The following is a 25772-nucleotide window of genomic DNA, read 5'->3' on the forward strand; positions in this document are numbered from 1 at the left end:
CGCCGAAAGGCTAGCACTCGGAAGGCAGCCGCCTATGTTTCACGTGAAACCAGTCCCTCCCTCACCCTCAACCCAACCCGACAGTCGTTGACACCATCCGCGCCTCATCCTTAAAAGCCGTCAGCCCCGACTTCCGAACGCATCGGGAGCCGGGGCTGACGACTGCGGTGTTTCACGTGAAACAGCGACAGATACAAGTGGTGGCGTCCTTACTCCTCGGCCTCGCGCATCGCCCGGACCGCCTCCGGAGCCATCGTCCCGATGATCCGCTCCAGATCGTCGATCGTGGCGAACTCGACCACGATCCGCCCCTTCCTCCGGCCGAGATCCACCTTCACCTTCGTCTCGAAGTGATCGGAGAGGCGATCGGCGAGATGGGTGAGGCCGGGAGCGGTGGGCTTGGCGACCGGACGCTCCCGGGCCGGCCCCTTCGCCGCCTTGGCGCTCCCCATGGCGACGATTTCCTCCACCGCCCGCACCGACAGGAGCTCTGCGACGATCCGCTTGGCCAGCGTGATCTGCTCCTCAGCCGAGCTGAGCCCTAGCAGCGCGCGCGCATGCCCTGCGCTGATGAGACCGGCGGCGACCTTGGGCTGGACTTCCGGCGGCAGGTTCAGGAGCCGAAGGGTGTTGGTGATATGCGAGCGCGAGCGACCCACCTTCGCGGCCAGCTGCTCGTGCGTCGCCTGGAAGTCGTCAAGCAGTTGCTGATAAGCCGCCGCCTCTTCGAGCGCGTTCAGCTGCTCCCGTTGCAGGTTCTCGATGAGGGCATCACGGAGAAGGTCGGTGTCCTGCGTGTTGCGGACGATCGCGGGTACTGAGTCGAGCCCCGCCTTCTGACACGCCCGCCAACGCCGCTCCCCCATGATGAGCTCGTACTCACCACCACCCACCGGCCGGACCACGATCGGCTGCAGCAGCCCCACTTCACGGATGGAAGCGGCCAGCTCCTCCAGCCGCTCCTCGTCGAAGACGTCACGCGGCTGACGCGGGTTGGGGACGATCGCCTTGAGCGCGACCTCCTTGAAATACGCGCCGGCGATCGGCTTCGGGCCGGCCTCACCCGCCGTGGGCGTGCCGTTGCCGTTGGCCGGGGCGGTCGCCGTCGCCATCCCGGGGCCGTCAACAATGGGACCGGTCGGGATGAGCGCCCCGAGCCCCTTGCCCAATCCCCGCCGCTGCTGACTCACTGCGTCTCCTCATCCACCCAACCGATTCCGGTCACCTCAGGAGAGGTTACCGTTGCGAGCGTCGCCGAGTGCCTCCTCGCCACACACCGTCCGGCGGATTTGCCCCAACACACCCACAAACTCGCCCAACCCTGCCCGCCCTCGCGCCACTCCCCCACCAAGCGCCTATAGGGAAGGAACGGAGAAGACTGATCGGCGCGAAGTCGGTCGCTCAGGTGGGCGAATCCTCTTGATAGCAAGCCCCCAGATCGAAGGTCGCCCGCACAGGAGAACGTCTGCGGGCCCCCAGCCATCAGAATCACACGGGGTGGGTGGTGTCCGGCGCCCTGCCGGCTGGGTGCGGTCGATGGTAGGCGGTGGGGCGGCGCCGGCGGCTGAGCTGGACGCCACCTGGCTCGATACGGCTGGGCTCGGTTCAGCTTCGCTGCTTTGGAGTCCTCTGCTCGACGGGAGCTGTAGCTCGGTCGGTGATTGAGGCCGGTTAAGCGGGCGGCGTGCGGTTGCAGGAGTCAGCGTCGCGCAGGTGCCGGTCTCAGATCGCTGACCTGATCGGGTATGTCGAGGGACGCACCTGAGGTTGTGAGGGGGCACGTCGCGGAAGGGTGAATGCGCTCCGGAGCGGCAGCGGTGGCGGCGAAGCTGACGCAGTGGTCACCTTCGACACTGCCTGCGGTGGCTGCCAGCGGAACCGGGCGCGGTGCTTCATCGGTGGGTGCGGGTCGCGATGCCCAGCCTCACCGCGAAGCGCCTCGCCGTCCGTCGTATACGAGTTCTGCCTCCTGTTGGGACGGCAACAGAGGCGAAGTGGATCCGCCCACCGATCGAGTGGCGTGGGCTGTGATGGTCGCGACGGGAGCGAGCACAGCAAGGGCTACTGACGGGATGGCACGGCACGCGACTGCGATGGCGGCTGTGAGCCTCAGAGTCGATGAGTGCGCCGACTCAGAGAATCACAGCCGACCCAACGTCACCACCCCGAACCGGCTCAGGCGCCAGGGCAAAGCATTCAGGCGACCGTAGCGCGGTAGGCGATCTCCCGGGCCGCATCCATGTAAGCCATCGCCCCACTGGACCCCGGATCGTACGTCATCACCGACTGCCCATAGCTGGGCGCCTCTGACAGCCGCACGCTCCGCGGGATCACCGTGTTCAGCACCGTCTCCCCGAAGTGGGACCGCACCTCCTCCGCCACCTGCGACGCGAGGCGGGTCCGCCCGTCGTACATCGTCAGGACGATCGTGGACAGCCGCAGCGTCGGGTTCAGGTGGACCTTGATGAGGTCGACGTTCCGGAGGAGCTGGCCGAGCCCTTCCAGCGCGTAGTACTCGCACTGGATGGGAATCATGACCTCGTCCGCGGCCACCAACGCGTTGACGGTGAGCAGGCCGAGCGACGGCGGGCAGTCGATGATGATGTAGTCCAGCTCGATCGCGTCGTACGCCGTCAGCGCCCGCCGCAGCCGTGCCTCCCGCGCGACCAGCGACACCAGCTCGATCTCGGCCCCGGCGAGATCGATGGTGGCGGGTGCGCAGTAGAGGTTGGGCATCTCGGGCACCTGCTTGACGATGTCCGCCATGGGCAGGTCGTCCACCAGCACCTGGTAAACGTCCGGCACGTCACCACGGTGCTCGGTGGCGAGGGCGGTGGAGGCGTTGCCCTGCGGGTCCAGGTCCACCACGAGCACCCGCTGGCCGTGCATCGAGAGCGCGGCCGCGATGTTCACCGACGTGGTGGTCTTGCCGACGCCGCCCTTCTGGTTGGCTACCGCGATCACCCGTGTCTTCGCCGGGCGGGGCCAGCCGGCGTCGCCCGCGCCGGGCCCGTCTCCAGCCTGAGCAGCCGTCGGGGGTGCGGATGTTTCACGTGAAACCACTGAGCTGAGCGCCTCTCGTACCAACGGCGAATCACCGGGGTTCAGGGGGGTCTGGGTCACGATGGCCATCCTTTCAACCGATGGTGTGCCGGTGCCGGGAATTTGCTGTCGCGACACGCCCATTTCGGGCCAGCCAACCCCGGTGGGACTCGAAGGCTGACGACGGTCCGGCCATCCGAGACCGCTTGACGCGACTGGCACAACCGTCACCTCCTCCGTCGCCGCCCGGCTCGCTCCGGCGCGCGACCCGCTACCACCCGAACCAGTGTTGCAGGCGGCTCGACCTTACCGCGCCCGACGGTCACAAGCTCGGCCGTTCGGGCTCCGCTGGCGCGCAATTGGGCTTCGGCCTCGGCCAGCTCACCGGCCGCCCGCTCCCCCTTCATGGCGATGAGCTCGCCGCCCTCGCGCAGCAGCGGCATCGCCCACGTCAGCAGCCGGTCGAGCGGCGCGACCGCGCGGGCGCTGGCGACGTCGAAGACGCGCTTGCCGGCCAGCTCCTCCGCCCGGCCGCGCAGCACCTCCACGTTGCCGAGCTTGAGCGTCGCGACGCTCTCCTCCAGGAACACGGTACGGCGCAGCAGCGGCTCCAGCAGCGTGACCCGGATGTCCGGCCGGACGATCGCCAGCACGAGCCCCGGCAGCCCGGCACCGGAGCCGATGTCGACCAGCTCGACGTCGGCGGGCACGGCCTCGGCGACGACCGCGCAGTTGAGCAGATGGCGGTCCCAGATCCGCGGCACCTCCCGCGGCCCCAGCAGCCCGCGGACCACGCCGGGCCCCGCCAGCAGCTCGGCGAACGCGTTGGCGCGATCCCAAGCCTCCCCGGCGAAGACGTCCCGCGCTATGTCCGGCGGCGCCGGCAGCTCATCGCTCACTGGTTGGAGGCCCTTTCTCGGGTGCTGGTGTCGTGGCCGGGCGTGACCGTCCCCGCGGGGAGCTTCCACGTCCCCAGGCTAATCGGGCGATCACAAAGGAAGACTAGCGGGCCGCTCTCAGGGTGACCTTCGAGCACGCCGCCGGCCGCGGCGGACGGACCGGCAGCATGGGGACGTACGTGCTGACATCACCGCAATGAGGCTGGCGGAGGTACGTACCAGGATAAAAGAGAACGGCCGCCTGCCGCTCGCCAGGGGGCGGGGCAGACGGCCGCGACGAAGCGGAGGATCAGGCGGGCAGAACCACCACGTAGCGGTTGGGCTCCTCGCCCTCGGACTCGCTGCTGAGCCCGGCGGCGGCCACCGCGTCGTGGACGATCTTGCGCTCGAACGGGGTCATCGGCTGCAGCGACTTGGGCTCGCCGCGCTCCTTGACCTGGTTGGCGATCTCGGTGCCGAGCTTGGTCAGCTCGGCGCGCCGGCGCTCCCGGTAGCCGCCGACGTCGAGCATCAGCCGCGAGCGCTCGCCCGTCTGGCGGTGCACGGCCAGGCGGGTCAGCTCCTGCAGCGCCTCCAGGACCTCTCCCCCGGGGCCCACCAGCTCGTTGCCCTTGAGCCCGACGACGGAGACGAGCGCGCGGTCGCCCTCGACGTCCATGTCAATGTCGCCGTCGATGTCGGCGATGTCGAGAAGCCCCTCGACGTAGTCGGCAGCGATCTCGCCCTCCTGCTCCAGGGCGGCGAGATCAGGAGCATTCTTCTGCTCGGCCTCGGTCATGGCCGGCCTCTCCTTCGTGGTCACGACTTCTTGCTGCCGGTGCGCTTGCTGCGAGGCTGGCGGCTCGGCTGCTGCCTGATGATCTTAGGCTCCGGCGGGGCCGGAGGGGCCTGCTCCTCCGGAGGCGTCTTGCGGATCTTGGCGATCAGGCCCTGCTTCGGCTCCACGGGGATCGCGTTGCCCTTGGCGTCGAACTGCGGCATCGGGTGCCGGCTGTAGAACCAGTGCTGCTGGCCGAGCGTCCACAGGTTGGTGGTGACCCAGTAGAGGATCAGGCCGAGGGGGAAGTTCAGGCTGAAGAAGGCGAACAGCGGCGAGATGTACATCAGGATCTTCTGCTGCTGCGCCATGGGGTTGTCCGGCATCTGGGCCATGGAGCGGGTCACGCTCTGCCGGACGGTGAGGAACGTGGTCAGCGAGCTGATCGCGACGAAGAAACCGATGACGACCTTCTGCATCGCCGTGGGCGCCTCGAAGAACGTCGCGGGCAGCGGGGCGCCCAGGATGAGCGCGTGCTTGGCGCTGTCGACCAGCTCCTGCGTCATGCCGAACTTCGCCTCGTCCGCCGCGATCGCCCGGAGGACGGTGAACATCGAGATGAAGATCGGGAACTGGGCGACGACGGGGAGGCAGCCGCCGAGCGGGTTGGCCCCGGCTCCCTGGTACAGCGCCATGACCTCCTGGTTCATGCGCTGCTTGTCGTTCTTGTAACGCTTGCGGAGCTCCTGGACCTTCGGCGCCAGCTCCTGCATCTTCCGCGACGACCGCATCTGCTTGAGGAACAGCGGGAAGATCAGGATCCTCATGAAGATCGTCAGCGTGATGATGGTGAGCGCCCACGTCAAGCCGCTGTTCGGATCGAGGAACGTGCTGTACGCACTGTGAATCCAGGTGATGACTTGGGCGACGGCTGTGTACAGCCAATTGAGCCAGGACAGCTCCACCGAGCTATCTCCCTTGCGTTTCGTGAGACCGGACCGGGCGTGGGGGCACCGGGTCTATACCTCCGGGATGGAATGGGTGGCACCGCCCGATGCGCCGGACAGTCAGCCAGATGCCACGCAACGCACCATGCGTGGCGATCGCCTCGAGGCCGTACGCACTGCACGACGGATAGAAACGGCAGCGCGGGCCGAGCAGCGGGCTGATGAACGCCCGATAGAACCGGATCGGGACGATCAGCACCCGAGCCGCGACGCTCGGCACCTCGTGCACCTGCTCCGTCATCTCTGTCCACCCGTCGAGGCATCGCGCCGCCTGAGCAAACGATCCAGCGCGGCGTCGAGCTCGGCGGCCAGGTGCTCGAATCGCGCGGACGCGGCCGGTGGATTGGCGCGTACCACAAGCAGGCTACCTCCCGGCAGCCGGTCAAGACGCTCCCGCATGAGGTGTCGGAGCCGTCGTTTGACCTTGTTCCGGGTGACAGCGCCGCCTACGGCCTTGCTCACCACGAAACCCACCAGGGGTGGCTCTTCCCCGGAAACGCGAAAATGCACCACCAAAGTGGGGCGACCCGCGCGCTTGCCGCGCCGCACGGCCGCCTCGAAATCCTCCCCGCGCCGCATGCGGGATTGCCTGGACAGCACCGTATATGCCTATCGCCCGCCGGCGAGATTCACCGGCGGGCCGACTATCAGGCGCGGGACGGTCAGGCCGACAGCTTCTCGCGGCCCTTGCGGCGGCGGGAGGCCAGGATGGCGCGGCCGGCCCGGGTGCGCATCCGCAGCCGGAAGCCGTGGGTCTTCGCGCGGCGACGGTTGTTCGGCTGGAAAGTACGCTTGCTCACGGGTGGGCTCCAGGTCATTGGTGCGCCCGGCGGGCGCGGTACACACACAGGATGGCCTGCCAGGAAAGCGAGGGCACGCGAAATAGCCGTCGCGTGACAAGCCGACCGTCGTACGTTACGGGCCAAGGCCCTCCCAGGTCAAACCGGGCGGGTTGTCCACCAATCCACAGGCGAGTTTTCCCCAGGCCGCACACGTCCACAGTATGTGCACTCAGGTGCCACTAGGCTGTGGACAACGCCTTGAACACAGCTGTGCACAGAGTTACTGTCGGCCCTTCTGGAGCGGCGGTAACACGGTAGCGCCACTGTGCACAACATGTGGAGATCCTGTGGAGGAACCGAGCGTGACGCTCGCCTCCCCGGCTGTGGACAAAGGCGTCCGAAGATCGTCAGCGACCGCCGGCATGTGGATGAACGACCGCGGAGGCCGCGAGAGGGAGGAGGGGGAACCGCACTGTGAGCAGTGTCGACCTCGGCACGGTATGGGCGAGGGCCCTGGGCAACTTCCTCAACGAGAACGTGCCGATCCAGCAGCGTACGTGGCTGTCGATGGTGCGCCCGATCGCCCTGGCCAACGACACGATCGTGCTCGGCGTCCCCAACGACTTCCTCAAGGACCTCATCGAGGGCAAGCTGCGCCCGCTCGTCGCGCACGCGCTGTCCCAGGAGCTCGGCCGGACGATGCGGCTGGCGGTGATGATCGACACGACGGCCCCCGAGCAGCCCGTCGTGGACGTTCATCAACAGCCTGTGGCTTCGAGTTATCCCCAAGGTGTGGAGAACCAGCCGCGTTTCACACAGCACCTTCAACCGCAGGCCCAGCAGGCTTCCGAGCCTCCGCAGTTCTATTCTCCACAGCCCGAGCCGGAGCGTTCGTCCACCGAATATCCACAGCAGGGCTTCGCTTTTGAACAGGCGCAGTCGTACGCACCGGCCGGCACACCGCCTGTGGAGAAAACGCCGGAGCCGGCGCCGAATCGGTGGGAAGCAAAGAGCAGCAAACCCAGCGAACCCGCCCGGCTCAACCAGAAGTACACATTCGAGACTTTCGTCATCGGCGCCAGCAACCGGTTCGCGCACGCGGCCGCGGTGGCCGTCGCGGAATCGCCGGCGAAGGCGTACAACCCGCTGTTCATCTACGGCGACTCGGGGCTGGGGAAGACCCACCTGCTGCACGCGATCGGGCATTACGCGCAGAGCCTCTACGACGGCGCCCGGGTGCGCTACGTGAGCTCCGAGGAGTTCACCAACGACTTCATCAACAGCATCCGCGACCACAAGGCCGACGGCTTCCGCGGCCGCTACCGGGCGATCGACATCCTGCTCGTCGACGACATCCAGTTCCTGGAGGGCAAGGAGCAGACGCAGGAGGAGTTCTTCCACACCTTCAACACCCTCCACAACGCCAACAAGCAGATCGTCATCTCCAGCGACCGCGCGCCGAAGCAGCTGATCACCCTGGAGGACCGGCTGCGCAACCGCTTCGAGTGGGGCCTGATCACCGACGTCCAGCCGCCCGAGCTGGAGACGCGCATCGCCATCCTCAGGAAGAAGGCCATCCAGGAGGGCCTGGCCGCGCCGCCCGAGGTGCTGGAGTACATCGCCAGCCGCATCTCCACCAACATCCGGGAGCTGGAGGGCGCGCTGATCAGGGTCACCGCGTTCGCCAGCCTCAACAGGCAGGGCGTCGACCTGCAGCTCGCCGAGGTGGTGCTGAAGGACCTCATCACCTCGGAGTCCGACACCGAGATCACCATCGCGGCGATCATGAGCGAGACCGCCAACTACTTCGGCATCAGCATCGACGACCTGTGCGGCACCTCGCGCAGCCGGGCGCTCGTCAACGCCCGGCAGATCGCCATGTATCTCGCGCGGGAGCTGACGGAGCTGTCGCTGCCGAAGATCGGCCAGCAGTTCGGCGGTCGTGACCACACGACGGTGATGCACGCCGAGCGGAAGATCCGGTCGCTGATCGCGGAGCGCAAGTCGATGTACAACCAGGTCAACGAGCTGACAATACGCATCAAGCAGACACAGCGCGGGTCCTGAACGTTATGCACAGCCTGTGGAAAACACTGTGGAGCAGCGGAAACGTCGATTCGAGGCCCCTCGGTGCCCGGCAATGCCGCGAAAAATCCGCCCACAAGGGCTGGGGACAAACCTGGGGACATCTGGGGGAAACCTGGGGACGGTCCGTGGATAACGTGTGGACAGCGTGTGCACAACCGATCTGGGGCCCCAGAAGGGCCTCTTCTACCCCGTGGATAACCTGTGGAAACATCGTGGATAACCCCGGGTTTCCCGTGGATGAAGCGACCATGATCTGGGGACAGCCTGTGGGCGAAGTTTCGCCGTCCCCAGGCGCCCCCAGTTACCCCCAGGCTTCACACACAGCCTCGGTGGATGAATTCAGGGCCGCTGACCAGGGCGAAGGCTGGTTGTCCACAGTTTCCACAGCCCCTAGTGTGATGACCTCTTCTATCTCTTACTAAGAAACTCAAAGACCCATAGTTGGGCTTCTCCCGGAGCGCGAGTGCGGGAGAGTGGATCCTCGAATCAACGACAGACCCAGGAGGCCGATCACCGTGATGTTCCGGATCGAGCGAGACGTACTCGCCGAGGCGGTGGCCTGGACGGCACGCAGCCTCCCGGCGCGCCCGTCGGTGCCCGTCCTCGCGGGCATGCGCCTGGAGGTCACCGACGACCAGCAGCTGAAGCTCTCCGGCTTCGACTACGAGGTCTCCGCCCAGGTGACGCTGGAGCTGCAGACCGGGGAGGCCGGTGTCGTCCTGGTCTCGGGCAAGCTGCTCGCCGAGATCACCCGCGCCCTTCCCGCACAGCCTGTGGACTTCGTGGTCGACGGCGCCAAGGCGGTCGTCACCTGTGGCAGCGCGCGGTTCACCCTCCTCACCATGCCTGTGGAGGACTACCCGTCCCTGCCGGCCATGCCGCCGGCCGCGGGCCGGGTCGGCAGCGACGTGTTCGCCTCGGCCGTGTCCCAGGTGGCCGTCGCCGCCGGGCGTGACGACACCCTGCCGATGCTCACCGGCGTCCGCATGGAGATCGACGGCGACACGGTGACCCTCGCCGCCACCGACCGCTACCGGCTCGCCGTACGCGAGCTGAAGTGGCAGCCGGACCAGCCCGACTTCTCCGCCGTCGCGATGATCCCCGGCAAGACGCTCGCCGACACCGCGAAGGCGCTCGGCAGCACCGGCGCCGAGGTCGAGATCGCGCTCAGCTCCGCCGGTGGCACCGGCGAGGGCATGATCGGCTTCTCCAGCGCCGGCCGCCGCACCACCACGCGCCTGCTCGACCCCGAGTTCCCGAAGTACCGCTCGCTGCTCCCCACCGAGTTCTCCGCGCGCGCCGACCTGTCCACAGGCCCGTTCGTCGAGGCGGTCAAGCGCGTGGCGCTCGTCGCCGAGCGCAACACCCCGGTACGGCTGGCGTTCCGCAGCGGCGAGGTCGTGCTGGAGGCCGGCAGCGGCGACGAGGCCCAGGCCGTCGAGGCCCTGCCTGTGGACTACGAGGGCGAGGAGATGAACATCGCCTTCAACCACCAGTTCCTGCTGGAGGGTCTCGGCGCGATCGACTCCGACATCGCCAGGCTCCAGATGACCACGTCCACGAAGCCCGCTATCCTCACCGGTGGCAAACCTGTGGAGGACGGCGTCACCACGGACTACCGATACCTGATCATGCCCATCCGCCTGTCAGGCTGATCCTGCCATCGGGGATGATGAAAACCTGACGAGGGGGTAGGGAAAAAGTCATGCAGATCGGCATGGTGGGACTGGGCAAGATGGGCGGCAACATGGCCGAGCGCCTGCGCCGCGGGGGTCACGACGTCGTCGGCTACGACCGTGATCCCTCGATCAGCGACGTCGAGAGCCTGAAGGGCCTCGTGGAGCGCCTGGAGACGCCACGCGTCGTCTGGGTCATGGTGCCGGCGGGCAAGCCCACACAGTCCACCGTGGACGATCTGGGCGAGCTCCTCGACGAGGGCGACATCGTCGTCGACGGCGGCAACTCCCACTATGTGGACGACCAGAAGCACGCCGCCGAGCTGGCCAAGAAGGGCATCGGCTTCGTCGACTGCGGCGTGAGCGGCGGCGTGTGGGGCCTCGAGAACGGCTACGCGCTCATGTGCGGTGGCGACAAGGAGCACGTCGACCGGCTGATGCCGATCTTCGAGACGCTCAAGCCCGAGGGCGAGGACGGCTTCGTCCACGCGGGCGACGTCGGAGCCGGCCACTTCGCGAAGATGGTCCACAACGGCATCGAATACGGCATGATGCAGGCCTTCGCCGAGGGCTGGGAGCTGCTGGAGGCCTCCGACGTCGTCAAGGACGTGCGCGGCTCCTTCTCGAGCTGGCGCACCGGCACCGTCATCCGCTCCTGGCTGCTCGACCTGCTGGTCCGGGCCCTCGACGACGACGAGCGCCTCGACCAGCTCCGCGGCTACGCCCAGGACTCCGGCGAGGGCCGCTGGACCGTCCAGGCCGCCGTCGACCACGCGGTGCCGCTGCCGGTCATCACCGCCGCCCTCTACGCCAGGTTCGCCTCGCGCCAGGACGACTCCCCCGCGATGAAGGTCGTGGCCGCGCTGCGCAACCAGTTCGGCGGCCACGCGATCACCGCGACCGAGGGCAGCACCGCCAAGGGCGCCGACGCGCCGGGCGCGGACGTCAACCCGCCCAAGGAGACCGACCGCTGAAGGCGCGCGCCTCCACAGGCCGCGCCTCCACAGGCTGTGCCTCCACAGGCTGTGCCTCCACAGGCTGTGCACGGACCTGCGTACAGGTCGGCGCACGGTCGCGCCTCCACGGGTGACCCCCCGGCGGCGGGAGGTTTTCCACAGACCGCACGCCGGTGAACCCAGCGGCGCGCGAGGCCGACTAACCTCTTTGAGGTGCACGTCGCCCACCTCTCGCTGACCGACTTCCGGTCCTACGCCTCCGTGGAGCTCGGCCTGGAGCCGGGCGTCACGGCGTTCGTGGGTCCCAACGGCCAGGGCAAGACCAACCTGGTCGAGGCCCTCGGCTACGTCGCGACGCACTCCAGCCACCGGGTGGCGACCGATGCGCCCCTCGTCCGCCAGGGGGCCGCCAGGGCGATCGTGCGCTGCGCCGTCCAGAGGGACGACCGGCGGGCGCTGATCGAGCTGGAGATCAACCCGGGCCGGGCCAACCGCGCGCGGCTCAACCGCTCGCCCGTCTCCCGGGCCCGCGACGTCGTGGGGCTGCTGCGCACGGTGCTGTTCGCCCCCGAGGACCTCGCGCTGTCCAAGGGCGACCCGTCCGAGCGCCGCCGCTTCCTCGACGACCTGCTGGTGGCCAGGGCGCCCAGGTTCGCCGGCGTGCGCGCCGACTACGACCGGGTGCTGAAGCAGCGCGGCGCCCTGCTGCGCACGGCCGCACAGGCCCGCAGGGGCAGCCGTGGCGCCCGCAGGCAGGAGAGCGACACCGCGTTCGCCGCCGCGGGCGCGGGCGACGTCCTGAGCACGCTGGAGGTGTGGGACGCCCACCTCGCCAGGCATGGGGCCGAGCTGCTGAAGGCGCGGCTGGAGCTGATCGAGGCGCTGCGTCCCCTGGTCGCCGGCTCCTATGCGGCGCTGGCCCCGTCCAGCGCCCCCGCGACGCTGGCCTATCGCAGCACGTTGTCCACAGGTGGGGACGACGACGAGGGGGGTCAGGGGGGCGAATTCCCCGGTGAGCGGGGATCTTTCGATACACAGACGTTATCCACAGACTTGGGGAAAACCCTTGAAGAGCGTCTGCGGGAGCGGCTATTGGAAGTCCGCCAGTCGGAGCTGGAGCGGGGCGTCACGCTCGTCGGCCCCCACCGCGACGACCTGGTCCTCGGCCTGGGCGAGCTGCCCGCCCGCGGCTACGCCAGCCACGGGGAGTCGTGGTCGTTCGCGCTGGCGCTGCGGCTGGCCGCCTACGACCTGCTGCGGGCCGACGGCGGCGACCCCGTGCTGATCCTCGACGACGTCTTCGCCGAGCTCGACAGCCAGCGCCGGCGCCGGCTGGCCGAGATGGTGGCGCCCGCCGAGCAGGTGCTGATCACCGCAGCCGTGCCCGACGACGTGCCCAAGGAGCTCTCGGGCGCCAGGTTCGACGTGCTGGAGGGGAGTGTGACCCGTGTCAGATGAGGACAACCCGACCGCCCGTACGGCCAGAGGGGTGGCCATGGCCAGGGAGAAGCTCGCCCAGGCCAAGGCCGACGCGGCCAAGCGCGGCCAGCTCCCCCGCCGCGAGCCCCGGCGGCGCGGGGGCGGCCCGCGCAGGGAGGCCGGCGACCCCCAGCTTTTCGGACGGGCGATAGCCGACCTGCTGGCCGACCGCGGCTGGGAGCGTTCGGCGGCCGTCGGAGGCGTGTTCGGGCGCTGGCCCGAGATCGTGGGCCCCGACCTCGCCGCCCACACCAAGCCCGACTCGTTCGAGGACGGCGAGGTGCTGATCCTGGCCGACTCGACGGCCTGGGCGACGCAGGTCCGGCTGCTCGCGCGCACCCTCGTACGCAGGCTCAACGAGGAGCTCGGCGAGGGCACGGTCACGAAGGTCAAGGTCAGGGGGCCGCAGAACGCACCGCGTCCATCAGGGGGTTTGCGGGTGACCGGAAGCCGAGGTCCGGGGGACACCTACGGTTAGGCGCCGGGGCGATCAGAAAGCCCCCAGACGCGATAAGCCCCCTTTCCGGAGGGGGGATGCTGGCCTGGGGGGCAAAACGAGCTAGAGGCGACCACAGGCGCGTTCATTGCCACCACGGGGCTCCGGAAGCGGTAGAATGAAAAAGGATTCCGGACACGTCCGCTTGCGTGTCACCCCGGCAGCAAGCCGACTCCCCTGGGTGACCGCGCATCGGGGCACTCACGACGGTGACGGGCACGGCAGGGGCAGCTTCGCAACACGATCGCCTCCCCCGCCGCGTGTCCGCGGCAGGAGGATTTCGCAGTTGTCCTACGACGCTAGCTCAATCACCGTACTCGAAGGGCTTGAGGCGGTTCGCAAGCGCCCGGGTATGTATATCGGCTCGACCGGCGAGCGCGGCCTGCACCACCTTGTCTACGAGATCGTGGACAACGCGGTGGACGAGGCCCTGGCCGGCTACGCCAACCGCATCGAGATCACGCTGCTCGCCGACAACGGCGTCCGGGTGGTCGACGACGGCCGCGGCATCCCCACGGGCATCCACCCTGTGGAGAAGCGCTCCGCGGTCGAGGTCGTGCTGACCACGCTGCACGCCGGCGGCAAGTTCGACAGCCAGGCCTACGCCGTCTCCGGCGGCCTGCACGGCGTCGGCTCGGCCGTCGTCAACGCGCTGTCGACCGCCATGGACGTCGAGATCAAGCAGAACGGCCACTACTGGCGCCAGCGTTTCGAGCACTCCAAGCCCGTCGCGCCGCTCGCCAAGGGCGAGGGCACCGACGAGACCGGCACCACGATCACGTTCTGGCCCGACCCCGACGTCTTCGAGACCACCACCTGGAACTACGAGACGCTCTCGCGGCGCTTCCAGGAGACGGCGTTCCTCAACAAGGGTCTCGTCATCACGTTCACGGACGAGCGGCCCGACCACGTCAACGGCGACGGGCCGCACACCGTCACCTACCACTACGAGGGCGGCCTGTCCGACTTCGTCAAGCACCTCAACGCCAAGAAGGAGCCGGCGCACGCGTCGATCATCGCCTTCGAGGAGGAGGGCGACGGCATCGCGGTCGAGATCGCGATGCAGTGGAACAACTCCTACTCGGAGTCGGTCTACACGTTCGCCAACATGATCAACACGGCTGAGGGCGGCACCCACGAGGAGGGCTTCCGCGCGGCGTTGACGTCCATCGTCAACCGCTACGCGCGCGAGCAGAAGTTCCTCAAGGAGGGCAAGGACGACAACCTCTCCGGCGAGGACGTCCGCGAGGGCCTGACCGCGATCATCTCGGTCAAGCTGTCCGACCCGCAGTTCGAGGGCCAGACCAAGACCAAGCTGGGCAACACCGAGGCGAAGTCGTTCGTCCAGAAGGCGTGCAACGACCACCTGCGCGACTGGCTGGAGCGCAACCCCGGCGAGGCCAAGGACATCATCAGCAAGTCGCTGCAGGCCTCGCGCGCGCGCATTGCCGCCCGCCAGGCCCGCGACCTCACCCGGCGCAAGTCGCTCCTGGAGTCCGGCAGCGGCCTGCCGGGCAAGCTGGCCGACTGCCAGTGGAACGACCCGGAGAAGTGCGAGCTGTTCATCGTCGAGGGCGACTCGGCCGGCGGCTCGGCCAAGGGCGGCCGCGACTCGCGCTTCCAGGCGATCCTGCCCATCCGCGGCAAGATCCTCAACGTCGAGAAGGCGCGGATCGACAAGGTCCTGAAGAACAACGAGGTGCAGGCGCTCATCACCGCGCTCGGCACCGGCGTGCACGACGAGTTCGACATCGGCAAGCTGCGCTACCACAAGGTCATCCTGATGGCCGACGCCGACGTCGACGGCCAGCACATCAACACGCTGCTGCTGACGCTGCTGTTCCGGTTCATGCGGCCGCTGATCGAGGCCGGGCACGTCTACCTGTCCTGCCCGCCGCTGTACAAGATCAAGTGGGACAGGAAGGGCGAGGACGCCTCCTACGCCTACTCCGACCCCGAGCGGGACGCGGTCATCGCCGAGGGCATCGCCAACGGCAAGCCCGACCCCCGGCCCCGCGACAACGTGCAGCGCTTCAAGGGCCTCGGCGAGATGAACGCCGGACAGCTCTGGGAGACCACGATGAACCCGGCGACCCGGTTGCTGCGGCTGGTCACACTCGACGACGCGGCGCAGGCCGACGACCTGTTCAGCGTGCTCATGGGCGAGGACGTGGAGGCGCGGCGCGACTTCATCATCCGAAACGCCCGTGACGTGCGCTTCCTCGACGTTTAAGGAATTTCACCTGTGACGGACGTGAACACCACTCCCCCGGCTGACCGCATCGAACCGGTGGACATCCAGTCCGAGATGCAGCGCAGCTACATGGACTACGCGATGTCGGTCATCGTGTCCAGAGCGCTGCCGGACGTGCGCGACGGCCTCAAGCCCGTTCACCGGCGGGTGCTGTACGCGATGTACGACGGGGGCTACCGCCCCGACCGCGGCTACTTCAAGTGCGCCCGCGTCGTCGGTGACGTGATGGGCACCTACCACCCCCACGGCGACACCTCCATCTACGACGCGCTGGTCCGCCTCGCCCAGTCGTGGTCGCTGCGCTACCCGCTGGTCGACGGCCAGGGCAACTTCGGCTCGCCGGGCAACGACCCCGCGGCGGCGATGCGCTACACCGAGTGCAAGCTCGCGCCCATCGCCATGGAGATGCTGCGCGACATCGACAAGGACACCGTCGACTTCCGTCCCAACTACGACGGCAAGTCCCAGGAGCCCGACGTCCTCCCGGCGCGCTTCCCGCAGCTCCTCGTCAACGGCTCGGGCGGCATCGCGGTCGGCATGGCCACCAACATCCCGCCGCACAACCTGCGCGAGGTCGCCGCGGCGGTCAAGTGGGCGCTGGAGAACCCCGAGGCCACCGACGACGAGCTGCTCGAAGCGTCGATCAGGCTGGTCAAGGGCCCCGACTTCCCCACCAAGGCGCTCATCGTCGGCCGGCGCGGCATCGAGGACGCCTACCGCACCGGCCGCGGCTCGATCACGATGCGGGCCGTGGTCGAGGTCGAGGAGGAGAAGGGCCGGCAGGCGCTGGTCGTCACCGAGCTGCCCTACCAGGTCAACCCCGACAACCTCGCGCTGAAGATCGCCGAGCTGGTCCGCGAGGGCAAGCTCACCGGCATCGCCGACGTACGCGACGAGAGCTCCTCCCGGGTCGGCCAGCGCCTGGTGATCGTCCTCAAGCGGGACGCCGTCGCCAAGGTCGTGCTCAACAACCTCTACAAGCACACCCAGCTCCAGGACACCTTCGGTGCCAACATGCTGGCCCTGGTCGACGGCGTGCCGCGCACGCTGCGCCTCGACCAGTTCATCCGGCACTACGTGGCCCACCAGATCGAGGTCATCGTCCGGCGCACCCGCTACCTCCTGCGCAAGGCCGAGGAGCGCGCCCACATCCTGCGCGGCCTGCTGAGGGCCCTGGAGCGGCTCGACGACGTCATCGCCCTCATCCGGGCCTCGGACTCCGCCGCGCACGCCCAGCAGGGCCTCATGTCGCTGCTGGAGATCGACGAGGTCCAGGCGCAGGCCATCCTCGACATGCAGCTGCGCAAGCTCGCCGCCCTGGAGCGCCAGGCGATCCAGGACGAGTACGACTCCCTCATGACGCAGATCGCCGAGTACAACGCGATCCTGGCCAGCGAGGCCCGCCAGCGGGAGATCATCAACGAGGAGCTCGCCGAGGTCGTCGGCCGCTACGGCGACGAGCGGAAGACCGAGATCATCGCCTACGACGGCGACATGTCGATCGAGGACCTCATCGCCGAGGACGAGATCGTCGTCACCATCACCCGCGGCGGCTACGCCAAGCGCACCAAGACCGACTCCTACCGCGCCCAGAAGCGGGGCGGCAAGGGCGTTCGCGGCGCTCAGCTGCGCCAGGACGACATCGTCGACCACTTCTTCGTCACGACCACCCACCACTGGCTGCTGTTCTTCACGAACAAGGGCCGGGTCTACCGGGTCAAGGCGTACGAGCTGCCCGAGGGCGCCCGTGACGCCCGGGGCATGCATCTTGCGAACCTTTTGGCCATGCAGCCCGACGAAACAGTCATGGAGGTTCTCGACCTGCGCGACTACGACGTCGCGCCCTACCTCGTCCTGGCCACCCGCAGCGGCCTGGTCAAGAAGACCCGCCTGTCGGAGTACGACTCCCCCAGGTCCGGCGGTCTGATCGCGATCAACCTGCGGGAGGACGACGAGGTCATCGGAGCCCGTCTGGTCTCCGAGACCGACGACCTGCTGCTGGTGTCCAAGGGGGCGCAGGCCATCAGGTTCACGGCCTCCGACGAGGCGCTCCGGCCCATGGGCCGGGCCACCAGCGGCGTGATCGGCATGAGGTTCCTCGAAGGCGACGAACTTCTCGCCATGAATCGCATGGCCGACGGTCAAGACGTGCTTATCGCCACGAAGGCAGGGTACGCAAAACGGACGCCAGTGGAGCAGTATCCGGTTCAAGGCCGTGGCGGTAGAGGGGTGCTGACGGCGAAGATCGTGAGTTCCCGTGGCAAGCTGGTTGGAGCCGTCATGGTCAACCCTGAGGACGAGGTCTTCGCGATCACGTCCGCCGGCGGTGTGATCCGGACGAGTGCCGGCGAGATCAAGCAGTCCGGCCGTCAGACCATGGGAGTTCGATTGATGAATCTCGCTGAAGGCGACAGCGTGGTTGCCCTCGCCCGGAACGCGGAGTCCATGGAGACTTCGGTGGACAGTGATGAAGACGGGGGAGGAGAGTAGTCCATGAGCGCCCAGGGTGGCCCCGCCAGGACCCAGGCGGCTTCGGGTAACGGACAGCAGCCGAAAAAGCCCGGAGAAACCGAGATTTTCAACCCGGTCGACGACGGTCAGGACACCACCTCGCCCGCGCAGGGCAAGGCCGTCCCGACCAAGGACGAACCACAGCAGCGCTCCCAGGCGCCCGGCGCGCCGGTCGACGGCAACCGTAACGACGGCATGCGCGCCCGCCCGTCGCTGGCCACCGAGGCTCCGCCGCAGGTGGAGCTGACGGGTGGCAAGAACAAGAAGAACTCCTCCAACTCCGGCGGCAACCGGCTGCCCCGTAAGGCCCACCTGGTCCTGCGGCGCATCGAGCCGTGGTCGGCCATGAAGTTCAGCTTCGTGGTGTCGCTGGTGTGCTTCGTGGTGCTGTTCGTGGCCGTGGCCGTGCTCTACGGCGTGCTGCAGGCCCTCGGTGTGTTCGACAGCATCGTGGACCTGGTCAACCAGCTCGGCCAGGGTGAGCAGGGCCAGAGCTCGATCCCGATCGACATCGCCTCGTGGTTCGAGCCGGTGCGCATCCTCGGCTACACGGCCCTGATCGGCGCGGTCAACGTCGTGCTGATCACCGCGCTCTCCACGCTGGGAGCGGTCATCTACAACATCTCCTCCGACCTCGTCGGGGGCGTCGAGGTGACCTTCAGCGAGGCCGAATAGCGCGTACGTGGAAGGCCGCTCGCGCCGTCCCTCCCGGGCCCGCCGGGGCCGGGGACGGCGCGAGCAGCTCTCCGGACGCGGTAAGCTTTTCCTCGTCCGCGCAACCGGTTCGCCTCCACACCATGGATGCGATACGGTTCGGTGTGCAGCGGGGCTATAGCTCAGTCGGTTAGAGCGCTTCCCTGATAAGGAAGAGGTCCCAGGTTCAAGTCCTGGTAGCCCCACCCAGTTGGTAAAGGCCGCTCTCCGATCTTCGGAGGCGGCCTTTTGCGTTGTCCGGATGTGCCGCTAGGGTTTCGTGAATCGAAGATCACAGCTTCCTGGCGATGGAGCGGACATGGGCGGCCGGACGGTGCCGGTGAAGGTGAAGGCGCTGGCCGTCGCAGCGGGAGCGCTGCTGATCATCGGGCCGCTGGGTCCGCCGGCAGGACGGGCGACCGCCGATGTCCGCCGCGCCTCCGCGCCGGCTGCGCCCCTCGGCAAACCGCTGAAAGGCCACACAGGCGCGGTCGAGACGGTGGCCGTGGGCAGGCGCAGCGACGGGACCCCGGTCATCGTCTCCGCCGGGGACGACAGGACCGTGCGGATCTGGAGCCTGGACACCGGCAAGGCTCTCGGGAAGCCCCTCAGGGGGCACAAGGGCGAGATCTACGATGTCGCCGTCGGCAGGCGCAGCGACGGGACCCCGGTCATCGTCTCCGCCGCCGCCGACGACATCCGGATCTGGAACCTCGACACGGGAAAGCCGCTCGGCAAGCCGCTCAAATCGAGCCTGGTCTATGCGGTGACGACCGGGAAGCGCACTGACGGCACCCCGGTCATCGTCTCCAGCGGCGACGCTTTGACCCGGGATGTCGAGATCTGGAACCTGGACACGGGGAAGCTCATCGGCAAACCGGCCGTGAACCCCTTCGCCTTCACGGTCACCCAGTTGGTCACCGGCAAGCGCAGCGACGGCACCCCGGTGTTCGTCACGGGCGCGACCAACGGCAGGGCGCGCATCTGGAGCATGAACACCGGCAAGCCCCTCAGCAAATCTCTCAGCCGCTGTGGCATCTGCCTGGTGGAAGGGCTTGCCCTGGGTAAACGCAGCGACGGCACTCCGGTGGCCGTCTCCGGCGACATCCCGTCCGGTCCCGACGAGGACGGCGGCACGCCACCGAGCTGGATCCGGATCTGGAACCTGGACACCGGCAGACCGATCGGCAAGTCCATCGAAACCCCGAGCCGTGGCGACGTCGAGGTGGTGGTCGGGCGGCGGGGTGACGGCTCCCCCGTCATCGTCTCCGGCGACGACGCCGGCAACCTGCTGATGTGGGACCTGGACACCGGGGAGCGCCTCGGCGAACCCGTCGCCGGGCACACCCTTCCGATCTCCGCCCTGGCGACCGGCCGACGCAGCGACGGAACCCCTGTCGTCGTCTCCAGCGGCGGGGACGGGACCATCCGGATCTGGAGCCTGGGCGCTCGAAGCTCCACCGGCTGAGCGACGAACTGCCTGAGCGGGACGCTCGATCGGCGGCGTGACGCAACCTCCCAGGGGACTTGTGCATGTAGATGGCATGAGATCCGAGACAGTCCATCCGCCGCCCGGCGCGGCCGACACGGCCGTGACGGAGTTGTTCCTCGCTCACCGCCTCGCACTGGTGCGCCTGGCGTTCCTGCTGGTCGGCGACCAGGAGACCGCCGAGGACGTGGCCCAGGACGCTTTCGCCGAGGTGTACCGCAGGTGGAGCCGGCTCGCCGACCGGGGGCAGTTGCTGCCGTACCTGCGTACGGCCGTGGTCAACGGGTGCCGGATGGTGCTGCGGCGCAGGGCGGTCGTCGGGCGGTTCCGCGGTCACCGTGAAGTTCCCTTCTGGTCGGCGGAGGCGGCGGCGTTGCTCGGGGAGACCCGGCGAGAGGTGTTCCTGGCCGTGCGGGCTCTGCCGCGACGCCAGCGCGAGGTGCTGGTGCTGCGGTTCTACCTCGACCTGTCGGAGGCGGAGATCGCCCAGGTGATGGGGGTCAGCCGCGGAACGGTCAAATCGACGGCATCCCGGGCGCTGAAGGTGCTCGCGGGGAAACTGCAGGAGGAGCGATGACCCGTAACGTCGAGGACCGCCTCCGCGACGCGTTCACCGCCGGCGCGGAGCTGGTGTCCCCGGAGAGCCTGAAGGGCGTCGCGGCTCCTGTCGTGGCCCGGCCGCGCCGGAGTTTCCTGGTGCTGCCGATGCTGGCGGCCGCCTCCGTCGCGGTGGTGCTGGGCGCGGTCGCGATCGTCCCCTCCTGGTCGCGGCAGCCCGCGGCTCCTGGAGGGTTCACCGCTGTCGTGGACGCGCTGGCGAGGCGGGTCGAGCAGCCGCGTGAATACTGGCGCAGCGAGGTGGAGACCCTGACGAGGGGACGGCCGTCCAAGCAGACGTACAACATCGAGGAGCGTGCCCGCAGGGTCTACTGGGCGACTCCCCGCGGCCCCGTCGTGGCGACCACGCCGCTCCAGACCCGGCCCGTGACGACCGCAGACGAACGGAAGTGGCGTGCGGCGGGTGCGCCCGCCCTGTGCGGTTTCGTGGTGGGTTGCACAGGCGTCGAGGACCGGCGTGGCAGGACGGACTACTGGTTCCCGAAGGACTCCGAGTTCGGCTCGGTCTCGTTGACCCGTCCTCAGCTCCTCGCGCTGCCGCAGGATCCGCAGCGGCTCGAAGCGGAGCTGCTGCGGACCCTGCGGAGCCAAGGCAGCCTGGATCCGCCCAGTCCCGGCGCTCAGGTCAACCAGCTCTCGGAGCAGGACCTGTTGTGGCTGACGGGCGAGAGGTTGCTCACACAGCTGCCCACCCCGCCCGCCGTGCGGGCGGCCGTCCTGCGCATGATGGCCGCGCTGCCTGGCGCACGGCTCGTGGACGAGGCCAAGGACGCCGAAGGGCGCAGCGGCCTGGCCGTCGTCCGCAGGATCGACCGCGACCCGCTGGAGCGGCGGCTAGTGATCGATCGCGCCAGCGGTGACGTGCTCGGGATGACGTCCCTGGTGGCCGAGCCACTGCCCGCACGCACCGGCCTGAAGGTCGGTGACCTGGCCTCTGCTGACGTGATCAGGAAGCACGGCTGGACCGGCGAGGCACCCCGGCTGCCCGAAGGGTGCGTCCAGCAGGTCGGGAAGTCCTGCCTCGGCCCGTGAGCGGGTCATTCAGGGGCTGCCGCCAGGGACAGGAGGATCTGGTCGCGTACCGGACGGGGCCGGGCGGGCAGGAGGGCGGGCAGGTCGCTCCCCCGGGCCTGGAGGTTGCCGGCGATGACGTTGGAGAAGGTCGAGAGCGTGTGCGTGACCTGGTAGGGCTCCAGGCCGAGGCCGGTCAGCGCCTCGCGGGCGGCGGACAGCGGGATCGGCCGGTAGCTGACCGGCCGGCCCAGCACGCCGGCCAGCGCCTCGGCGAGGTCGTCGCCGCCGACCGCCTCGACGCCCTCCAGCTCGTACGTCCGGCCCGCGTGCCGGCTGCAGCGGCCCGCCGTGAGGTCACCCTGGATCTCCGCCGCCACCCGGACGGCGACGTCGGCCAGGTCCTCCCGCGCCACCGCCGACATCCGCCCGGCCCCGAGCGCGGCCGCGAACACGCCGGTCTCGGCGGCCGCCGCGGCGCCCAGCATGGCCGGCCCGGCCGCGACCTCGGCGTACAGGCCGTTGCGCAGGATCGTCACCTCGAACGAGGCCGCGGCGAGGCGCGCCTCGGTCCAGCGGTGCGGCAGCGCGAGGGTCAGCAGCTCGCCCGACCCCGCGAGGCTGGTGTAGACGACGTGCCGGACGCCCGCGGCCTCGGCCGCGTCCACCACGGCGCCGTGGCGGGCGAGCACCACGTCGTCCTCGGCGTACCCGGCCGAGACGAACACGAGGACGTCCACGCCGTGGAAGCCGGCGGCGAGCGAGGCCGGGTCGTCGAAGTCGATCCGGCGGGCGGTCACCCCGTCGCCCGAGCGGGTGCCGCCCGCCACCTCAAGGCCGTCCAGGGCCGACAGGCCGCGGTGGATCAGGCCGCCGAGCCCGCCGGAGACGCCGGTCACGAGAATCATTCGGTGCTCCCCGATGTTGATCTGGATCAGAACGTGACCGATCATCCGCGCCCGGCCGCGGCACCGTAAGGAGGCACTTTCGTGTCAGTGACGAACACGGCGGTAATCCCGCAGGTCAACGGCTCAGCCCCCACCGGGCCGTGTGGCGATGACGACTGCGGGATCCGCGACGTGCTCGACCGCCTCGGCGATCGGTGGACCGTGCTGGTGCTGGTCGAGCTGGCCAAGGGAACGCGCCGCTTCCGTGAGCTGGAACGCGCGATCCCCGGCATCTCGCAGCGGATGCTCACGCTGACCACGAAACGGCTGTGCCGCGACGGGCTGGTCGAACGCACGCTCTATCCGACCGTCCCGCCGCAGACCGACTACCGGCTCACCGACATGGGGAGAAGCCTGGCGGGCATGGTGTCCGCGCTCGCCGACTGGTCCCGCGAGCACAAGGACGCCGTCGCCGCCGCCCGCACCCGCTGGGACCAGCAGCACCCGTAACGCGGCTCAGACCTCCTCCACGCTGCTCGGCTCGCGCCGGGACAGGTCGATGCCGAGCTCCTCGGCGGCGCGGAAGACGTCCTCGTCGGTGTCGCGCATCTCGATGGACCTGCCGTCGCTGGAGAGCACCTCGACGTTGAGGCACAGCGACTGCATCTCCTTGATGAGCACCTTGAAGGACTCCGGGATGCCCGGCTCGGGGACGTTCTCGCCCTTGACGATGGCCTCGTAGACCTTCACCCGGCCGACCACGTCGTCGGACTTGATCGTGAGCTGCTCCTGGAGCGCGTGGGCGGCGCCGTACGCCTCCAGCGCCCACACCTCCATCTCGCCGAAGCGCTGGCCGCCGAACTGGGCCTTACCGCCGAGCGGCTGCTGGGTGATCATGGAGTACGGGCCGGTCGAGCGGGCGTGGATCTTGTCGTCGACCAGGTGGTTCAGCTTGAGGATGTACATGTAGCCGACGGCGATGGGGTAGGGGAACGGCTCGCCGCTGCGGCCGTCGAAGAGCATGGCCTTGCCGTTCCGTCCCACCAGGCGTTCGCCGTCGCGGTTGGGCACGGTGTTGTCGAGGAGGCCGAGGATCTGCTCCTCGTGCGCGCCGTCGAAGACCGGGGTGGCGACGTTGGTGCGCGGCTCGACCTGGCCGAAGCCCTTGTCGCGCAGGTGCTCGGCCCACGCCTCCTCGACGCCGGAGAGGTCCCACCCCTGGGCGACGATCCAGCCCAGATGCGTCTCCAGCACCTGCCCGACGTTCATCCGGCCGGGGACGGCCAGCGGGTTGAGGATGATGTCGACCGGGGTGCCGTCCTCCAGGAACGGCATGTCCTCCACGGGCAGGATCTTGGAGATGACGCCCTTGTTGCCGTGCCGGCCGGCCAGCTTGTCGCCGTCGGTGATCTTGCGCTTCTGCGCGACGTAGACGCGGACCAGCTCGTTGACGCCCGGCGGAAGCTCGTCGCCCTCCTCGCGGGAGAACACCCGGACGCCGATGACCTTGCCGGACTCGCCGTGCGGCACCTTCAGCGAGGTGTCGCGCACCTCGCGGGCCTTCTCGCCGAAGATCGCGCGAAGCAGCCGCTCCTCCGGGGTCAGCTCGGTCTCGCCCTTCGGGGTGACCTTGCCGACCAGGATGTCGCCGGTCACCACGTCGGCGCCGATGCGGATGATGCCGCGCTCGTCGAGGTCGGCCAGCACCTCCTCGGAGACGTTGGGGATGTCGCGGGAGATCTCCTCGGGGCCCAGCTTGGTGTCGCGGGCGTCGACCTCGTGCTCCTCGATGTGGATCGACGACAGCACGTCGTCCTGCACCAGGCGCTGGGACAGCACGATGGCGTCCTCGTAGTTGTAGCCCTCCCACGGCATGAACGCCACCAGCAGGTTCTTGCCCAGCGCCAGCTCACCGCCCTCCGTGGAGGGGCCGTCCGCGATGACCTGGCGGGCCTCCACCCGCTCGCCCTCGTCCACGATCGGCTTCTGGTTGAAACTCGTGCCCTGGTTCGAGTGCCTGAACGTCGCCAGCCGGTACGTCGTGCCGGTGCCGTCGTCGTTCCTGACCGTGACGTAGTCGGCGCAGACCTCCTCGACCACCCCGGCCTTGGCGGCCAGCACCAGGTCACCCGTGTCCGTGGCGGCGCGGTACTCCATGCCGGTGCCGACGAACGGCGCCTCGCTCCGCAACAGCGGGACGGACTGGCGCATCATGTTCGCGCCCATGAGCGCGCGGTTGGCGTCGTCGTGCTCCAGGAACGGGATCATCGCCGTCGCCACCGACACCATCTGACGCGGCGAGACGTCCATGTAGTGCACGTCGTGGCCGCGGACGTACTCGGCCTCGCCGCCCTTCGTGCGGGCCATCACCCGCGGCTCGGCGAAGCCGCCGTCCGCCGAGAGAGGGGAGTTCGCCTGGGCGATGACGTATTTGTCCTCCTCGTCGGCGGTCAGGTAGTCGATCTGCTCGGTGACCCGGCCGTCGACGACCTTGCGGTAGGGCGTCTCGATGAAGCCGAACGCGTTGAGCCGGGCGAAACAGGCGAGGTAGCCGATGAGGCCGATGCTCGGGCCCTCGGGGGTCTCGATCGGGCACATCCGGCCGTAGTGGGACGGATGGACGTCACGCATCTCGACGCCCGCCCGTTCCTTGGACAGGCCGCCCGGTCCGATGGCGGACAGGCGCCGGCGATGCGTCAGCCCGGTCAGGGGATTGGTCTGGTCCATGAACTGCGACAGCTGCGAGGTGCCGAAGAACTCCTTCATCGACGCCACGACCGGCCGGATGTTGATCAGGGTCTGCGGCGTGATCGCCTCGACGTCCTGCGTCGTCATCCGCTCCCGGACCACCCGCTCCATGCGGGCCAGACCCAGGCGCACCTGGTTCTGGATCAGCTCCCCCACGTTCCGGACCCGCCGGTTGCCGAGATGGTCGATGTCGTCGATCTCGACGATCACCTCACCGTTGGCCCCCGGCATCGACTCCTCGCCGGCGTGCAACCGGACGATGTACTCGATCGTGGCGACGATGTCCTCTTCGGTCAGGGTGCCCTGCGTGATCTCCGCGTCGACCCCGAGCTTCTTGTTGATCTTGTAGCGGCCCACCTTCGCCAGGTCGTACCGCTTG

Annotated in this window: 22 protein-coding genes and 1 tRNA gene; 13 read left to right on the forward strand and 10 right to left on the reverse strand. The window is 68.7% G+C overall.

Going from position 1 to position 25772, the window contains the following annotated elements; genetic code table 11:
* Nucleotides 1-209: 209 nt before the first annotated feature.
* The 8 genes from ABD292_RS19400 to rpmH form a co-directional block, all read right to left on the reverse strand.
* Nucleotides 210-1190, reverse strand: coding sequence for a ParB/RepB/Spo0J family partition protein (locus tag ABD292_RS19400; protein ID WP_344209029.1), 981 nt, complete (start codon nt 1188-1190; stop codon nt 210-212).
* A 1006-nt stretch (nt 1191-2196) separates the two neighbouring features.
* The gene (locus tag ABD292_RS19405; protein ID WP_344209031.1) at nt 2197-3132 is read right to left on the reverse strand and encodes a ParA family protein; all 936 of its coding nucleotides are present in this window, start codon (nt 3130-3132) and stop codon (nt 2197-2199) included.
* Nucleotides 3133-3269: 137 nt separating this feature from the next.
* Nucleotides 3270-3941 (reverse strand): 16S rRNA (guanine(527)-N(7))-methyltransferase RsmG, encoded by a 672-nt coding sequence (gene rsmG / locus ABD292_RS19410; RefSeq protein WP_344209033.1) that lies wholly within the window; start codon nt 3939-3941, stop codon nt 3270-3272.
* 289 nt (nt 3942-4230) lie between these two features.
* Complete coding sequence (locus ABD292_RS19415) at nt 4231-4719, reverse strand: Jag family protein (protein WP_344209118.1); 489 nt, start codon at nt 4717-4719, stop codon at nt 4231-4233.
* Between the two features lie 20 nt (nt 4720-4739).
* Complete coding sequence (gene yidC / locus ABD292_RS19420; RefSeq protein WP_344209035.1) at nt 4740-5663, reverse strand: membrane protein insertase YidC; 924 nt, start codon at nt 5661-5663, stop codon at nt 4740-4742.
* A 4-nt stretch (nt 5664-5667) separates the two neighbouring features.
* Nucleotides 5668-5946, reverse strand: a complete 279-nt coding sequence (yidD, locus tag ABD292_RS19425) for a membrane protein insertion efficiency factor YidD (protein WP_084685948.1) — start codon at nt 5944-5946, stop codon at nt 5668-5670.
* A complete protein-coding gene (rnpA, locus tag ABD292_RS19430) occupies nt 5943-6284 on the reverse strand; it encodes a ribonuclease P protein component (RefSeq protein WP_371248729.1) in 342 nt (113 codons plus the stop codon). The genes yidD and rnpA overlap by 4 nt, the downstream gene beginning before the upstream one ends.
* An 83-nt stretch (nt 6285-6367) precedes the next feature.
* Nucleotides 6368-6505, reverse strand: coding sequence for a 50S ribosomal protein L34 (gene rpmH, locus ABD292_RS19435; protein WP_020547366.1), 138 nt, complete (start codon nt 6503-6505; stop codon nt 6368-6370).
* A gap of 456 nt (nt 6506-6961) precedes the next feature.
* On the opposite strand from rpmH, the gene dnaA reads away from it, so the two are divergent.
* The 12 genes from dnaA to ABD292_RS19495 all read left to right on the forward strand — a co-directional run bounded on the left by dnaA (nt 6962) and on the right by ABD292_RS19495 (nt 21779).
* Entirely contained in the window at nt 6962-8554 is a 1593-nt protein-coding gene (dnaA, locus tag ABD292_RS19440; protein WP_344209038.1) for a chromosomal replication initiator protein DnaA, read from the forward strand.
* A 536-nt stretch (nt 8555-9090) separates the two neighbouring features.
* Nucleotides 9091-10230, forward strand: a complete 1140-nt coding sequence (gene dnaN / locus ABD292_RS19445) for a DNA polymerase III subunit beta (RefSeq protein ID WP_344209040.1) — start codon at nt 9091-9093, stop codon at nt 10228-10230.
* Nucleotides 10231-10280: 50 nt separating this feature from the next.
* Entirely contained in the window at nt 10281-11225 is a 945-nt protein-coding gene (gnd, locus tag ABD292_RS19450; RefSeq protein WP_344209042.1) for a phosphogluconate dehydrogenase (NAD(+)-dependent, decarboxylating), read from the forward strand.
* A gap of 195 nt (nt 11226-11420) precedes the next feature.
* Nucleotides 11421-12665: a DNA replication/repair protein RecF gene (gene recF / locus ABD292_RS19455; protein ID WP_344209044.1), complete on the forward strand. Its 1245-nt coding sequence runs from the start codon at nt 11421-11423 to the stop codon at nt 12663-12665.
* Nucleotides 12655-13164 carry a DciA family protein gene (locus tag ABD292_RS19460; protein WP_344209046.1) on the forward strand — a complete coding sequence of 170 codons (510 nt, stop codon included), beginning with the start codon at nt 12655-12657 and terminating at the stop codon, nt 13162-13164. The genes recF and ABD292_RS19460 overlap by 11 nt, the downstream gene beginning before the upstream one ends.
* Before the next feature lie 304 nt (nt 13165-13468).
* Nucleotides 13469-15415 carry a DNA topoisomerase (ATP-hydrolyzing) subunit B gene (gyrB, locus tag ABD292_RS19465; protein WP_344209048.1) on the forward strand — a complete coding sequence of 649 codons (1947 nt, stop codon included), beginning with the start codon at nt 13469-13471 and terminating at the stop codon, nt 15413-15415.
* 12 nt (nt 15416-15427) lie between these two features.
* Nucleotides 15428-17926, forward strand: a complete 2499-nt coding sequence (gene gyrA, locus ABD292_RS19470) for a DNA gyrase subunit A (RefSeq protein ID WP_344209050.1) — start codon at nt 15428-15430, stop codon at nt 17924-17926.
* A gap of 3 nt (nt 17927-17929) precedes the next feature.
* Entirely contained in the window at nt 17930-18622 is a 693-nt protein-coding gene (locus ABD292_RS19475) for a DUF3566 domain-containing protein (protein WP_344209052.1), read from the forward strand.
* A 150-nt stretch (nt 18623-18772) separates the two neighbouring features.
* Nucleotides 18773-18846 (forward strand) — tRNA-Ile (locus ABD292_RS19480).
* Nucleotides 18847-18986: 140 nt separating this feature from the next.
* Nucleotides 18987-20108 carry a WD40 repeat domain-containing protein gene (locus ABD292_RS19485; RefSeq protein WP_344209054.1) on the forward strand — a complete coding sequence of 374 codons (1122 nt, stop codon included), beginning with the start codon at nt 18987-18989 and terminating at the stop codon, nt 20106-20108.
* A gap of 76 nt (nt 20109-20184) precedes the next feature.
* Nucleotides 20185-20706 (forward strand): SigE family RNA polymerase sigma factor, encoded by a 522-nt coding sequence (locus tag ABD292_RS19490; protein WP_344209056.1) that lies wholly within the window; start codon nt 20185-20187, stop codon nt 20704-20706.
* Complete coding sequence (locus ABD292_RS19495; protein WP_344209058.1) at nt 20703-21779, forward strand: CU044_5270 family protein; 1077 nt, start codon at nt 20703-20705, stop codon at nt 21777-21779. The genes ABD292_RS19490 and ABD292_RS19495 overlap by 4 nt, the downstream gene beginning before the upstream one ends.
* 5 nt (nt 21780-21784) lie before the next feature.
* On the opposite strand, the gene ABD292_RS19500 is transcribed toward ABD292_RS19495, so the two are convergent.
* Nucleotides 21785-22666 (reverse strand): NAD(P)H-binding protein, encoded by an 882-nt coding sequence (locus tag ABD292_RS19500; RefSeq protein ID WP_344209060.1) that lies wholly within the window; start codon nt 22664-22666, stop codon nt 21785-21787.
* A gap of 81 nt (nt 22667-22747) precedes the next feature.
* Here ABD292_RS19500 and ABD292_RS19505 point away from each other — a divergent pair, with 81 nt between their 5' ends.
* Entirely contained in the window at nt 22748-23155 is a 408-nt protein-coding gene (locus ABD292_RS19505) for a winged helix-turn-helix transcriptional regulator (protein WP_344209062.1), read from the forward strand.
* Between the two features lie 6 nt (nt 23156-23161).
* Here ABD292_RS19505 and rpoB read toward each other — a convergent pair.
* Nucleotides 23162-25772 (reverse strand): DNA-directed RNA polymerase subunit beta (gene rpoB, locus ABD292_RS19510; RefSeq protein ID WP_344209064.1); only part of this gene is annotated, 2611 nt, incomplete at its 5' end.

Source organism: Nonomuraea bangladeshensis (assembly GCF_039529455.1).
Lineage (GTDB): Bacteria > Actinomycetota > Actinomycetes > Streptosporangiales > Streptosporangiaceae > Nonomuraea > Nonomuraea bangladeshensis.